The sequence below is a fragment of the Mycobacterium sp. DL99 genome (assembly GCF_004762045.1).
In the GTDB taxonomy this organism is placed as follows: domain Bacteria; phylum Actinomycetota; class Actinomycetes; order Mycobacteriales; family Mycobacteriaceae; genus Mycobacterium.
In genome coordinates, this window is the sequence record NZ_SJOM01000007.1 from 2010878 (window position 1) to 2024682 (window position 13805).

The window sequence follows — 13805 nt, forward strand, 5'->3', positions numbered from 1 at the left end:
CACGATGGGGAACATCAGGCGGATGCGTCTCGTGGTGCGTCGTATCGTCGGTCTAACTGAGAGCCGCCCGTTCGATGTGGGCGAGCTGGAGGGAACTCCCGACACCGCGCGATCTCGCTAGATGCGAGCATGGCGCGGCTGAAGGTGTTGCTGCGGTCGTTCGCCAGCAGTAGTACCAACTGTGGTTCACGAGGGAGGTGCTCGATGATGTATGCCATCACCGCAGTTGTAGACGGTGCGGCGGGAGATGCCGAGCGTGTCGGTGACATCGGACGCCGTTGTTTGTGCCGCACCTAGCCTGTCCAATATTCGCAGCGCTGTGTCGACGATGCGCTTGCGCGCCTCTTCGTCGTCGGCCGGGGCGCCGGCCGGGCCGGCGCAGTGGAAGACTTGCCGCTCGATGCCGTCGGAGAGCTATTTGAGGTCAATGTATTCGGACCATTGGAACTGAAACTCGCATACCTCCCCACGGTGCGAGCTGAATCATGGGGCGCAATCATCTTCATCGGAATGCTGAATCACTGAAGTGTGCGTCTCGTTCCAAAGCAGTTACGCTGCATCGAAACTGGGTCTGGCGGGCTTTGTGCAATCCCCGCGCCCCGGCCTTCAGCGCGGCAGCCCGAGCATTCGCTCGCCCACCAGCGACAGCAAGACTTGTGCGGAGCCCCCGGCGATGGAGAGTGACCGGGTCAGGAGGAACTCGAAGGTCTCGGGGCCGGTGCAGATGCCGTCGGCGCCCTTGAGGGTCATCGCCAACTCGGTGACTCGTTGGCGCTGCCGCACGCCGACGAGCTTGTGCAATGACGCCTCGTCGCCGGGTTGAACGCCGCTCATCCGGTCGAGAATGCTGCGATGTGCCAGCAGGCTGTTGGCCGTGGCCTCCGCCACCAGCTGGCCGACCTCATCGAGTACCCCGTCGTCGTTGCAGTCCTTCGTGAGCTCGAGCAGGCCGAGGGTGGGACCGCCGAGGGTGCCGGTATTCATCTCGACGCGTTCGTTGGCCAGGGTGCTTCGCGCCAGCCGCCACCCGTCGTTGACCTCACCCAAGACGCAGTCGTCGGGCACGAAGACATCGTCGAGGAAGACCTCGTTGAGCATCGGTTCTCCGGTCATGGCCCGCAGAGGGCGGACGTCGATCCCGGGCGTCGACATGTCCAGCAGGAAGTACGTGATGCCCCGGTGTTTGGGCGCGGTGCGGTCGGTGCGTGCCAGGCAGATGGCCCAGTGCGCGTCGCGTGCCTGCGTGGGCCACACCTTCTGACCGTTGAGTCGCCAACCGCCGGTTTCGCGGGTAGCTAGGGTGCTCAGCGACGCCAGGTCCGAGCCCGCGCCGGGTTCACTGAACAACTGGCACCAGATGAGGTCGCCGCGGAGGGTGGGAATGATGTAGCGGTCCAACTGCTCCGGGGTGCCCGCCTCGAGGATGGTCGGCGCAGCCCACCATCCGATGATCAGGTTGGGCCGCTCGATGCGGGCCATCTGCATTTCTTCGCTGATCAGAAGTTGCTGCGCGGTGGAGGCGTTTCTGCCATACGGGTTGGGCCAGTGGGGCGCCAGGTAGCCCGAGTCGGCCAGCGCCCGCTGGCGCTCGTCCTCGGGAAGGGCTGCGATCTCCGCGAGGTCCTTGCGGACCCGAGGTCGTTGTGCCTCGTCCGCGCCGAGATCGACACGCAACGTGCGAGGTGTGTCCGAGCGGGCGCGCTGCGCGGTGAGCTTGCGCCAGCGGGTGCTGCCGCCGCAGTGGTGGCGCAGGGCCAGTGCTTTTCGCAGGTAGAGGTGCGCGTCGTGCTCCCACGTGAAGCCGATGGCGCCGAGAACCTGAATGCAGTTCTTGGCGTTGGTGACCGCGGCGTCCAGGCAGATAGCCCCTGCCGCGGCGGCGGCCAGAGGACGATCTGTGCTGTCCGCAGCGGCGGCATCCCATACGAGGGCATCCGATTGTTCACCACGACAAAGCATTTCGGCGCAGAGGTGTTTGATTGCTTGGAACCGCCCGATCGGCTGGCCGAACTGCTCGCGGGTCTTGGCGTAATCGGCGGCGATCTGCACACAGCGCCGCGCGATCCCGGTACAGATCGCCGCCGTGGCGATGAGGTACAGATCCTCGATCTCGGAATGCGGCTGCGTCAGCACCGCGGTGGCGGGGACGTCGCGAAACGTCACTCGAGACAGCGGTGCAGCGAAGTCGATGCCGGGTAGTGCGTTCAGCTTCGTCCCAGCGTTCCCCGCCTCCACCAAGGCCCAGACTGGACGATCACCTTGGCGGGCTGACACCAACAGCAGGCTGTCCACCGAAGCGCCGTCGACTGCGGGGAAAGTTCCAGTCAGAACCTCGCGCCCGTCTTCGGTCCGACGTATCTCCGCATCAGAGCTTCCGACGGCGAGCGCGACCGGCATGTTGCCGGCAACGATGTCCGCGCAGATCGACTGTGGCACCGCGGAGTCAGTGCCGCAGACAAGCGCGGCGACCACGGTGGCGATCACGGGGCCCGGGATCAGTTCGGCGCCACATTGTTCGAGCATGGCGGCCAGATCGCTCAGCGTCCCGCCGGCGCCGCCAAGCTTTTCGGGAAGCGCGACGCCGAACAGGTCGAGCTCACCCAGTGCCGGCCACAATCGGCGCCAGCTGAGTCCGTCCTCATCGCGTGCGGCGTCGATGACATGGTGGCTGCGGGCGAAGGCGCGCACCGCGTCCTGGGCTGCCGCTTGCTCGATGGTGCGCGCGACGGTCATGTCGATCTCCCTTGGTGAGCAAATGCGGCGGGATGCCGGAATCCAGCCACCGCTATGACAGCGGCCATGGCTGCCGCGGGGGCCGGGGCAGTCGCCGAACAAGCGACGGCCTCCGATGTAAAACAACTACGTTTTTGGAAGAGTGTCAAGATGGGTTACGCCAACCGCCCAGGGCTGTCGTCGGCGTCACCGCCGGGCATCAGCATCTCGACGAGGTCGCCCAGTTGTTGGCTCAGGACCGTCAGGGAGGTGGTGTTGGTCGACGCCTGCACGACCGCGCCGAGTAGCGCCAGTTGCAGGGCGGACACCAGTTCGGGCCAGGCTCCCGGCCCCAGCGCACCCGACACGTGGCGACGGATCTCGGCATCGATCTCGGTCCTGATCGGCCGCACCGATTCGGCGTCCGACATCAGCGCCCACACGCAGGCAACGCCGTAGCGCGGCTCGTGCGCCAGCAGCGTGATGAGCTGGTGGAACTGGCCGACCATGCGTTCGCGAGCCGACTCGTCCAACTCGACGTTCAGCGGCGATTCGCGAAGCCTGTCAAGGCAGGTTTCGGCGATCAACGCCTCGATGGATGCGAATTGAGCGCACACCTCCCGATAGGACAAGCCGGCCCGGTCGGCGACCAATTGACGGCTCAGCTCGCGGTGGTCGTGTTCCCGCGAAAGTTCTACCGTCGCATACCCGACAGCGCTAAGGAGCGTCTGATGCCTGGAGCTCCCGTCGCCGTCGTCGGCAAGCTGTTCTCTGGAGGCCTGTGTCGAGGGCATGGTCGCTCCGTTCAGTTGGGTGGTTAGGTGAGACCGGAAGTCGGACTCATACGGCGTCACCCGCTGGTTGCCAAGCGCCTAACGAGTAGGATAAAACTACAGTGGTTTTGTACCAACTCGGGTCAACAAGCGACAAGTCAGGGCCGAAGATCGTGGACGAAGTCGTTGACCGGCAGAGGGTTTTGATATGAAAGTTCATTTTCAGGTTGAGGGGTCACCGCAGCGGGTACGCGATCATGCCCGCCAACTCGCGGAATTGGGTGTCGACGGCGCATTCACGTTCGAGGGTCAGCACGACGTCTTCCTGCCTCTCGTGGTCGCCGCGGGCGAAACCTCGCTGGAGCTGATGACGAACGTCGCCATTGCGGGGCCACGCAGCCCGCTGCATTTGGCGCACGCCGCCTACGATTTGCAGGTCTATAGCGGCGGGCGGTTCCGGCTGGGGCTGGGGTCTCAGGTCAAGGTGCACATCGAGAAGCGCTACGGCTCCCGGTGGGAGAAGCCGGCGGCCAAGATGGCTGAAACCGTGACCGCGATCAAAGCGATTTTCGCCGCGTGGGAAGGGCAGGTGCCGTTGAACTTTCGCGGCGAGTACCACACCCATACGCTGATGCCGCCGAACTTCAACCCCGGCCCCAACCCGTTCGGGCCGCCGCCGGTACTGATGGGTGCGCTCGGCCCGATCATGACCCGCAAGGCGGCGGAGGTCGCTGACGGACTGCTGGTGATGCCCTTCAACAGTGCCCGACACTTCACCGAGCGCACCCTGCCCGCGATGGCCGAGGGCTTGCGCCGATCGGAGCGAACTCCCAAGGACTTTCAGGTCGTGGCCCAGGTCATCGTTGCCGTCGGACGGACGGACGCTGAACTGCGCACGGCCACCGACGCGGTCGCCAGGTTGATCGCCTTCTACGCGTCGACTCCGGCGTACCTCCCCGTTCTCGAGGTCGAGGGGTGGGCCGACATCCACCCCGAACTCAATGCGCTGTCCAAGGTGGGTAAGTTCGCCGAGATGAGAGCACTGATCAGCGACGACATGGTCGCGCGCCTCGGAGTGGTCGGGACGCCGGAGCAATGTGCCGCTGAGATCGGGCACCGTTTCGGAGCACACGCCTCCGACGTCTGCTGTTACTTCCCCGGCTACGATCCCGACGCCGCTACGCTCACCGACCTCGTCGGCGCGCTGCACACCATCCCGGCGACGGCATGACCGACCTCACCGTCACCGTCTCGGATGGTGTAGCGCTACTGACTCTCAACCGGCCCGAATGGCGTAACGCCTACACCACGGAAATGGGTGCGCTGCTCAACCGCGCCTACCGGGAGTTCGACGATGACGACGACGTCCGCGCGATCGTGCTCACCGGGGCGGGCGACGCCTTCTGCGCCGGCGCCGACTTCTCCACCGAGACAAAGCCGTTCGATGCTCCATCTACCGAGGGCAACTTCAGCGCCTCACCGACCGATCCCGCCGCATTCGAGCTGCGCACACCGGTGATCGCGGGGGTCAACGGCCACGCCATCGGAATCGGCTTGACCATCGCGCTGCAGGCCGACATCAGGATCATGGCCGCGAACGCCAAATATGCTGTCGCGCAAGTCCGGCGGGGCGTCATCCCCGACTGCATGGCGCATTGGACGCTGCCCCACCTGGTAGGTGGCGCGGTGGCTGCCGACATCCTCCTGACGGGCCGTACCTTCGATGGCGCGGAGGCGATGTCGATGGGTATCGCCAGTCGGACGGTTCCCGCGGACAGCGTGTTCAGTGAAGCGATGACGGTGGCCCGCGACATCGCCGAGAACGTGGCGCCGATGTCGGCAGCGCTGAGCAAGCGACTGCTCTGGGACACGATGGCCAAGGGCTACACGCCGCGCCAAGTCGCTGACCTGGAAACGACACTGCATCACCGGGTGATGGGCAACGCCGATGCACGCGAGGGCGTGGAGGCCTTCCTGCAGCGCCGTCCTCCGCAGTGGACCCGGTCGGTATCCCGGGACTGGCAACCGCTGCCCGAACTCTGACCGGTGGCCCGGGAAAGGGACATCCATGCACATCGACGTGCTGGCGACCGAACTCGGATTCACCGAGGGCCCGGCCTGGTTGCCTGACGGTCGGATCGCCCCCACCTCGGTGGGTCACTGACACCCGCACCGAACCCGACTTCGCCGCAGGAGAATTCGGAGTGCCTGGGTGGGTCTGGGCGTGTGCGGTCGACGGTTCCGCACCTGAGCGGATCGTCGAGGACGATCCTGTGTTCATCAATGGGCTTGCCTTCACTGGTGACGAACGATCGCTGCTCGTCACCTCGACGTTGACGTCCCAGTTGCTGAGCTATGCCGCGCCTTCGTGGGCACGGGCGCAGCCGGTGCACACATTCGACAATGACGCCATCGACGCCGCCGGCAACCGATGCGCCAGCATCGATCTGCCCCCTGGGTCGCTGCCGACCGATGTATGCATCGGTGGTCCGGGCCTCGACGAGCTCTACGTCACTGCCGCCCACGGTCAATCGCTGCTGCACGTGCGATTCGACGACGACGATCCGCACCATCCGACGAGTGTGCCTATCTGATTTCGGCTGGCCCACTCAACCGAGCGGCCGAGTGGGCGTGAACACCACAGGCATCTCCTCGAAGCCACTGACGAAATTCGCGGGTCGTAGCGGCAGCTCGCCTTCATCGGAGAGGCGCAGATCAGGCAGCCGCTCGGTGAGTCTGCGTGTCATCGCGCTCAGCTCGAGGCGGGCTAACTGATTGCCGAGACAGAAGTGAGTGCCAAAGCCGAAGGCGACGTGGTTGTTTGGGGTGCGCCGAATGTCGAAGACGTCTGGCTCCGCGAAGACGGCTTCGTCGAAATTCGCCGATTCGAACAGGAGCAGGCACTTCTGGCCGGCACTCAGTTCGACCCCGTGGAAGTCGACGTCTGAGGTGACCGTCCTGTTCATGTTCTTCACCGGCGATGTCCAGCGCAGCATCTCCTCGACGGCGCCGTTGTACAGCGTCGGATTCTTGGCGAGTTCGTCCCATTGCTCGCGGTTGCGCAGAAGCTGCTCCGTGCCACCGGAGAGCGTGTGGCGGGTGGTCTCGTCGCCGCCGATCAGGATGAGGAGTATCTCGTGTGCCAATTCCTCGTCGGTGAACCGCTGTCCGTCGATCTCGGCGTGCACCAACACACTCACCACGTCGTCCTGAGGGTGGGCGCGGCGATCGGCCATCATCTCGTGAATGAAGGACCAGTAGGCGGTGAACGACTCCATCAACGTCTGGATAAGGTCATCGGTGACGGTGGAGCTCAGCCCAGAGACCATGTCGTCGGACCACTTGAGGAGCTGACTGCGATCCTCGGGTAGTACCCCCAGCATGTCTCCGATGACGGCCATCGGAAGGGGAGCCGCCAGGTCGCGGACGAAATCGCATTCGCCGCGCTCGCAGACCGCATCGATCAGCGCATCGCACAGATCGTCGATCGCGCCGGCTCTGTCCTGGACTCTCTTTCTGGTGAACCCGGAATTGATCAGCTTGCGGCGCAGGAGATGGCCAGGATCGTCCATGTTGACCATGTTCGGATTCGGGTCCTGATCCGGTCGCATACCGCCCGCATTGGAGAACACCTCCGGTCGGCGTTCGGCCTCGATCACGGCGGCATGACCGGCGATCCCGACCAGACCGTTACGGTCACGGAATACCGGTTCATTGGCCCGCATCCAGCGGTATGCCTCGCGAGCATCTGGCCGGTTGGCATAGAACGTCCCGTCGAGGAAGTCGATGTCGGGCCTGGTGCTGATTTCGGTTGGGAGGTGGAGCGTCATTTCCGTCGTGAATCCGTATCCGTCGATGGGTTGGCCGCTGAGCTACGAGTAATTCAGCGATCAGCGTCGGTGTGGCGATGATCCCGCCGATGTTCTTGCCGCTCAGAAAGAATGGAACCCTTGGTCGTCATCCTCGCTCTTCCTCGGCCGAACTGAGATGTCTGGTCGTTGACGCGGCACAAACCCATCGACGCGCGGCGTCGCCGAGACCGGCCGGATGGCTGGCTCGGCCATTCGGCTTAAGGTAACACTGTCTTTTGATTCAGGGGTCAGGATCAGATTTGTCGGGGGCGGTGGCTCCGCGTCGGTGCCCCAAAGCGTCAACGTGGCGCAGCGGCCTTCGCGCGCGTCGATGTCCTCGCGCGCGACGGCGCGTTCTCAGCCTGCTGGCGCACGCCGGCGATAATCCACCGGATGACCATGGGAAAGTTCTTGGCGATGTTGGCGATTTCCGCCTCATTTCCCGCCGAGTGTTCGGGTTTGCGGCGCGCGCGCACCTCCACGACGGTGTGGTTGATCGTGACGTTCACCAAACCGCGGCAGCATTCGATCGCCAAGCGCCGTGGAATACCTTCTCGTAAGGCAGCTTTCAACAGCTCATTCACGTAGCCCTCGATGGCGTTACGGTCGCCGATTGCCATGAGTTCGGTGAGGTGGGGATGCGCAGCCAACGTGTCGTGCAACGACAGGCACCAGTGCAGCGCGGTGCTCTCCCACGTCTTGCGTTCGTGGAACTCCAGCTTCAGCGCAGAGAAGTGGCGGGCCACCAGGGCTCGAGTGAGCTGTTCCTGATTGCCGACCTGCTGATAAAGCGTGCGCGTGGAGATCTTCAAATCGGCAGCGAGACGCCTGGCCTGCAGTGCCTTGGGCCCCTCGGCATCGAGCAGTTCCAGCGCGCGAGAGTATATGGCGTCAACGGGTATCAGAGGCCGGGCCATCGCAGCATCGTACCCGCGGCGTCATGTCGTCCGGCAACGACGCACGGCGGCTCAGGTCGATCGCCGGCGTTTGGGAAAACTATGTGGTCGTTTGCTCTGGCGCGCTGTTCCGCCGGCTCGTAGGTCGCTCATTGCCAAGAAGTGCGGCAACGATGTGATGGGGGTCGGCCACCACGGTCGATGGGCTCGGCAAAAACTCGTTTCCCTGACCCCGGGTGTCCCACCTACCCTGGGTGGCTGCGCAGACGAAGCTCGGGGAGACAGGGGAGTGGTAATGACGACGGGCCCGAGCACGGGGGAGATCGCGGCACAACCGCGTGTCCAGTCGAGCGCCAACGTCATCATCGGGCTGTTGGTCAGCTCGGCGTTCGTGATGATCCTCAACGAGACGATCATGAGCGTCGCACTGCCGGCCCTGATCGTCGATCTGGACATTTCCGCCAGCACGGCGCAATGGCTGACCAGTGGGTTCCTGCTGACGATGGCCGTGGTCATCCCGATGTCCGGTTCACTGTTGCAGCGCTTCCCGGTGCGGAGCATCTACCTGGCATCGATGACGTTGTTCTGCACCGGCACGTTGGTGGCCGCGTTGGCGCCGGGGTTCGCGGTCCTTCTGGCCGGACGGATCGTGCAGGCGTGCGGTACCGCCGTGATGATGCCCTTGCTGATGACGACGGTCATGACGTTGATCCCGGCCGATCGGCGCGGGCAGATGATGGGCACCATCTCGATCGTCATCGCCGTCGCGCCGGCGATCGGTCCCACGCTGTCGGGGTTCATCCTCGGCTCGCTCGACTGGCGGTGGATGTTCTGGATCGTGCTGCCCATCGCACTGGTGGCGCTCAGCGCCGGCCTCGCCTGGCTGCGGGTCGACGATGAACAGCAGGACCCGACGCCGATCGATCCCGTCTCGGTACCGCTGTCGGCGATCGCGTTCGCGGGCCTGGTGTTCGGGCTCTCGCTGATGGGCGAGTCCGCACACGGACGGCAGGCGATACCGGCGTGGGTGCCGATGGCGATCGGTGCGGTGGCGATGGTGCTCTTCGGCGCGCGGCAGATACATCTGCAGCGACGCGACCGCGCGTTCCTCGACCTGCGGCCGTTCACCTATCGGCGGTTCTCGGTGTCGCTGAGCCTGGTGGTTCTCGGCTTCATGGGGCTGTTCGGCGCCATCATCATGGTGCCGCTGTATGTGCAGAACGTACTGGGGCAGAGCGCGTTGGTCGCCGGATTGACGAGCCTGCCGGGCGGACTTCTGATGGGCGTGGCGGGTCCACTGGTCGGCCGGGCCTACGACCGTCACGGCGCCAGGGTGCTGGTTGTGCCTGGGGCGTTGATGCTGTGCGTGGCGCTGTGGGGATTCACCACGCTGTCGGCGGCGTCGCCGGTCTGGGAACTGGTTGTCCTGCAGACGATCATGATGGTCGGGTTGTCGATGATGTTCACCCCGTTGATGACTGACGCGCTCAGCGTTCTGCCCGACCGGCTCTACTCACATGGCAGCGCCATTCTCACGACACTGCAACAGGTCGGGGGCGCGGCTGGTACGGCCCTGTTCGTCACGGTCATGACGAAGGCGTCCCACTCGGGCGGGGCCCCGGATCTGCCCGGCGTGCACGCGGCATTCGTGGCCGCGGCAGTGATCAGCGTGATTGCCGTGGCCACGGCGTTCTTCACCGCGGCGCGCCCGAGTCCCGCGGGTGGTACGCCGACGCATTGAGCGTCGCCTAAAAAACTTTGGCCACTTTGGTCACGTCAGTCCCAATCCGGGGGTTCTTGTAGGGGGCCTCACCTGCCGTGACTGCGGCATTTCTGCCAAGCCCGCCGGTAGACGAGTAGTGCACTACGCGTGCGTGGTCCGCGACCGCGGCCGACAGTGGAAATGCCCATCGACCAGGGGGCGCATCGCATCGGCACTCGGCACAGGAGTTCAACATGAGCTGGAGATGGACTGGCAATCACGGGGACGCCCCGTCGGCGGCGGCCGCGGCCACCGCATCGGGAGCAGGTCCAGGCGAGGCGATCTTCGAGGTCAATGACGGCGGGACGGTCGGCCTCTATATCTTCGACAACCACACGGGCACCGGTGGCCGGTCTTGGAACTGGACAGGCAATCACGCGGATGCACCGTCGGCGGTGGCCGCCGCCAATGCGGCCGGCGCCGGCCCCGGTGAGGCCGTCTACGCGGTGAATGACGGTGGCACGGTAGGTCTTTACCTGCTCCGCTGAACTCCCTCGCCTCAGCGCAACCGGCGATCCTGGATGCGCTGAGGCGAGGTCGGGCACAATCGAACCCGTGCGGAAAGTCGTGATCATCACGGGCGCGGGCAGCGGCATCGGCCGCGCGACGGCCCGGGTTCTGTTGGACGCCGGCCATCAGGTGGTGCTCGCGGGTCGCCGGCCTGAACCGCTGGCGGTCGTTGCCGACGGGAACCCCAATGCCCGCGTTGTCCCGACAGACGTCACGGATTCCGCCTCGGTGCAGGCGCTGTTCGCCGATGTGGTCTCCGCCCTCGGACGCGTCGATGTGCTGTTCAACAACGCCGGGGTGTTCGGTCCGTCGGCTTCGATCGCCGACATCGACGATGCGCAGTGGCACTCCACGTGGCGCACCAACGTCGACGGCGCCGTGTTCTGCGCCAGGGAAGCCGCACGCGTCATGGCCGCCCAGTTACCCAGGGGCGGGCGGATCATCAACAACGGATCGATCTCCGCGCACCGGCCTCGCCCCAACAGCCTGGCCTACACCGTCACCAAACACGCGATGAGTGGGTTGACCGCATCAATGTTGTTGGACCTACGCGATCTCGATATCTGTGTGACGCAGATCGACATCGGCAATGCCGCAACGGACATGACGGCCGGATTCAGTCACCAGACCTTGCAGGCCGACGGAAGTCTCGCGGCTGAGCCGACTTTTGACGTCGAGCACGTGGCCCGCGCCGTCGCGCATCTCGTCGATCTGCCGCTGGAGGTGTCGGTTCCGTCGTTGACCGTGATGGCCCGGGCCATGCCGTACTTCGGCCGCGGCTGACGGTTCCACCCTTCGAAAGCAACAGAGCCGGGGCCTTCGGGCCTCCGGCTCTGTAAAACGGAATCGTTGTTTCAGTGCTGTGCATCCTGAAGCTCGTACCGCTGGACCACTGCGATCAACTCCTCGCGAACCGATGAGTTGGGCAGTTCGTTGATCCGCGCGTAGAGGCGGCGCCGCATGTTGGCCCGCTTCTGGTTTGCACGGAATTGTGCGAACGACATACTTCTCACTCCTCAAAAGTGCCCCGGATCACGGGTACTCGTTTATTCGACATCCACATCGGGGATCGCCCGAAGATAAGGACACTTCCATGCTCCCGGTCAGCGATGATTAAAACCAATTCTTAGAGTGTGAGTTTCGCTACAGCTCAACCATTTTCACTGCTGACAAGTGCTCGTCGTCACAATTGCGTATCGAGGTGACGCCGGTGACCGCCGAAAAGGAGTAAGACTGCTTCTGTGGCGCTCACTGTGCGGGACCTGGCTGAGGTCGACAGCCTCGGCCTTGTCGTGGTGGCAGGAGCGCGGGGCGCCGACCGTGAGATCTCCTGGGCGCATGCGATCGAGCTGACGGATCCGACCCCGTACCTGGCCGGCGGCGAGCTGGTGATGACGACGGGCATCAACATCGGTGCCGACGCCGCTGCGCAATCCGCCTACGTTGCGCGCCTGGCCGCAGCCGGGACGGCAGCGCTGGCCGTCGACACCGGCACCACGATTGCCGATGTGCCACCTGCCGTGCGCGCTGCCGGCGACGAATTCGGGATTCCGGTGCTCGAGGTGCCGGCGTCGACGCCGTTCATCGCGATCGCACGGGTGGTGATCGATGCGCTCAAGGCTGACGAACTGCGCTCGGTGCAGGGCGTGGTCGACGCTCAGGAGGTGTTGGCCCGGGCCACGCTGCGGGGCGGGATCCCAGGGGTGGTCGGCGCGCTGGCGGAGTGTCTGTCGGCCACGGTTGTGGTGGTCGACCCCGACGGCACGGTGTTGGCTGCCGCGGGCAGCGCGCAGGCGCGCCTGATCGCCGTACTGAGCGAGCAGGTCGACACAACTCGCCGGCACGGTGCGTACGTCACCGTCGACGGGGACGCCTATGTCACGATTCAGAACCTGCGGGCCGCCCAGCCGGTGCGCGGACGGCTCGCGGTGCGCACGCCCGGACCGATGTCCAATGCCGACCGTCTCCTGGTCGCACATGCGTTGTCGCTCATCTCGATTGCGATCGAGAAGCCGGCCCGGGTGGTCGACGCCGAGCAACTGCTGCGGATCGCGGTAACCCGCGAGATGCTCACCGGATCAGGTGCTGTCGACGATGCGGTGTTGCGCTACTTCGGTTTTGATCCCGATGGCGAGGTCGTCGTGGCGTCGTTCACCGGGGCGGGGCCGTTGTTGGCGGCCGAGCACGTACTGGGCCGCACGCTGACCTCTTTTCTGATGGCCCCGACGGGCGATGCGATTGTGATCGTGGTTCCGGCCGGTGGGAGCCGACGACGCATCCGCACCGTCGTCGACGAACTCGAAAAGCAGACGGGGATCACGGTTGGCGGCGGAATGAGCCGACCGGTCCGCCTGACAGATCTGCCCACCGCCCTGGAGCAGGCGCGCATCGCAGCTCATTCCAGCGCCGGGCGGTTCTGTGAATTCGGTGAACTCAGCCCGATGGGAGTGCTGCTCGAGGGTCGCAGCGCCGCCGAACTACGCGTATTGGCCGCACCATTGGATTCGCTGGCCGGCGGTGACGAGCTGATTCCCACCTTGGCAGCCTTCCTCGGGCGCAACGGCCAGATGGAGGCCGCGGCCGCTGAGCTCGCGGTCCATCGCCACACCATGCGCAACCGGATGCGTCGCATCAGTCAATTGTTGGGTGACGACCTGGAATCGGCCGATACCCGGGCCCAGCTGTGGCTGGCGCTCAAGGCGTGGCAGCTGCTGGCGTCTCGCCGGCCGGGCTGAGATCGTCGTCACCGCTGCCGAGCCGAGGCGGCCCGCTACGGTAGGTGACCGGTGTCGCCGACAACGTGATCGGGTTCGCCACTTGGGGGGTGGCCGTTCCAGGTACCGCGACCGTCGCCTCGATCCCGAGCCGGCGGGCGAAGGCGAAGGCCTCCGACAGGTCGTTGATCGGCCCGGCGGGCACACTCGCGGCGGTCAGCACCGAGTACCAGTGGTCGGCTCCGTGGTTGCGCAGCGCGGTTTCGATGATGGCGCACAGGGCATCCCGATGGGCGACCCGCTGTGGGTTGGTACCGAATCGGGGATCATCCGCCAGTGCCGGCTCACCGATGGCGATCGCGAAGGCCCGGAACTGCTTGTCGTTGCCGACGGCGACAGCGATGGGCCGGTCGGCGGTATCGAACGTCTGGTACGGCGCGATGCTCGGATGCCGGTTACCCATCATCTGCGGCACCGCACCGGCGCCGAGATACCCGGAGGCCTGGTTCACCATGGAGGACAACAGCACTGACAGCAGGTTGGTGTCGACGCGTTGCCCCGCCCCGGTGCGGTCGCGGTGGGCCAGT

The 13805-nt window shown here is 65.2% G+C and carries 13 protein-coding genes; 7 read left to right on the forward strand and 6 right to left on the reverse strand.

Annotated features, from left to right (window positions below):
- Positions 1–606: 606 nt before the first annotated feature.
- Together EYZ64_RS10120 and EYZ64_RS10125 are read right to left on the reverse strand one after the other, a co-directional pair.
- Positions 607–2733 (reverse strand): acyl-CoA dehydrogenase family protein, encoded by a 2127-nt coding sequence (locus EYZ64_RS10120; RefSeq protein WP_135453317.1) that lies wholly within the window; start codon positions 2731–2733, stop codon positions 607–609.
- Between the two features lie 155 nt (positions 2734–2888).
- Complete coding sequence (locus EYZ64_RS10125; protein ID WP_135453318.1) at positions 2889–3506, reverse strand: TetR/AcrR family transcriptional regulator; 618 nt, start codon at positions 3504–3506, stop codon at positions 2889–2891.
- A gap of 187 nt (positions 3507–3693) precedes the next feature.
- Here EYZ64_RS10125 and EYZ64_RS10130 point away from each other — a divergent pair, with 187 nt between their 5' ends.
- The 3 genes from EYZ64_RS10130 (at position 3694) to EYZ64_RS10140 (ending at position 6079) form a co-directional block, all read left to right on the forward strand.
- On the forward strand, positions 3694–4716 hold the full coding sequence (locus EYZ64_RS10130) for a TIGR03617 family F420-dependent LLM class oxidoreductase (RefSeq protein ID WP_135453319.1): 1023 nt from the start codon (positions 3694–3696) through the stop codon (positions 4714–4716).
- Complete coding sequence (locus EYZ64_RS10135) at positions 4713–5528, forward strand: enoyl-CoA hydratase/isomerase family protein (protein WP_135453320.1); 816 nt, start codon at positions 4713–4715, stop codon at positions 5526–5528. Before EYZ64_RS10130 ends, EYZ64_RS10135 begins: the two co-directional genes overlap by 4 nt.
- A 161-nt stretch (positions 5529–5689) precedes the next feature.
- Positions 5690–6079 (forward strand): SMP-30/gluconolactonase/LRE family protein, encoded by a 390-nt coding sequence (locus EYZ64_RS10140; protein ID WP_135453321.1) that lies wholly within the window; start codon positions 5690–5692, stop codon positions 6077–6079.
- 15 nt (positions 6080–6094) lie between these two features.
- Here the strand turns inward: EYZ64_RS10140 and EYZ64_RS10145 are convergent, their stop codons facing one another.
- On the reverse strand, positions 6095–7315 hold the full coding sequence (locus EYZ64_RS10145) for a cytochrome P450 (RefSeq protein ID WP_135453322.1): 1221 nt from the start codon (positions 7313–7315) through the stop codon (positions 6095–6097).
- 320 nt (positions 7316–7635) lie between these two features.
- A complete protein-coding gene (locus EYZ64_RS10150; RefSeq protein ID WP_135453323.1) occupies positions 7636–8253 on the reverse strand; it encodes a TetR/AcrR family transcriptional regulator in 618 nt (205 codons plus the stop codon).
- 274 nt (positions 8254–8527) lie between these two features.
- On the opposite strand from EYZ64_RS10150, the gene EYZ64_RS10155 reads away from it, so the two are divergent.
- The 3 genes from EYZ64_RS10155 (at position 8528) to EYZ64_RS10165 (ending at position 11287) form a co-directional block, all read left to right on the forward strand.
- The gene (locus EYZ64_RS10155; protein WP_135453324.1) at positions 8528–9973 is read left to right on the forward strand and encodes a DHA2 family efflux MFS transporter permease subunit; all 1446 of its coding nucleotides are present in this window, start codon (positions 8528–8530) and stop codon (positions 9971–9973) included.
- A gap of 215 nt (positions 9974–10188) precedes the next feature.
- Positions 10189–10482: a hypothetical protein gene (locus tag EYZ64_RS10160; RefSeq protein WP_135453325.1), complete on the forward strand. Its 294-nt coding sequence runs from the start codon at positions 10189–10191 to the stop codon at positions 10480–10482.
- 58 nt (positions 10483–10540) lie between these two features.
- Complete coding sequence (locus EYZ64_RS10165; protein ID WP_135453326.1) at positions 10541–11287, forward strand: SDR family oxidoreductase; 747 nt, start codon at positions 10541–10543, stop codon at positions 11285–11287.
- Positions 11288–11358: 71 nt separating this feature from the next.
- Here the strand turns inward: EYZ64_RS10165 and EYZ64_RS10170 are convergent, their stop codons facing one another.
- Entirely contained in the window at positions 11359–11508 is a 150-nt protein-coding gene (locus EYZ64_RS10170) for a hypothetical protein (protein ID WP_019348586.1), read from the reverse strand.
- Positions 11509–11745: 237 nt separating this feature from the next.
- On the opposite strand from EYZ64_RS10170, the gene EYZ64_RS10175 reads away from it, so the two are divergent.
- Positions 11746–13239 carry a PucR family transcriptional regulator gene (locus EYZ64_RS10175; RefSeq protein WP_135453327.1) on the forward strand — a complete coding sequence of 498 codons (1494 nt, stop codon included), beginning with the start codon at positions 11746–11748 and terminating at the stop codon, positions 13237–13239.
- On the opposite strand, the gene EYZ64_RS10180 is transcribed toward EYZ64_RS10175, so the two are convergent.
- A partial coding sequence (locus EYZ64_RS10180) for a CoA transferase (protein ID WP_135459929.1) occupies positions 13199–13805 on the reverse strand: 607 nt, incomplete at its 5' end. The two genes, EYZ64_RS10175 and EYZ64_RS10180, sit on opposite strands and share 41 nt — an antisense overlap.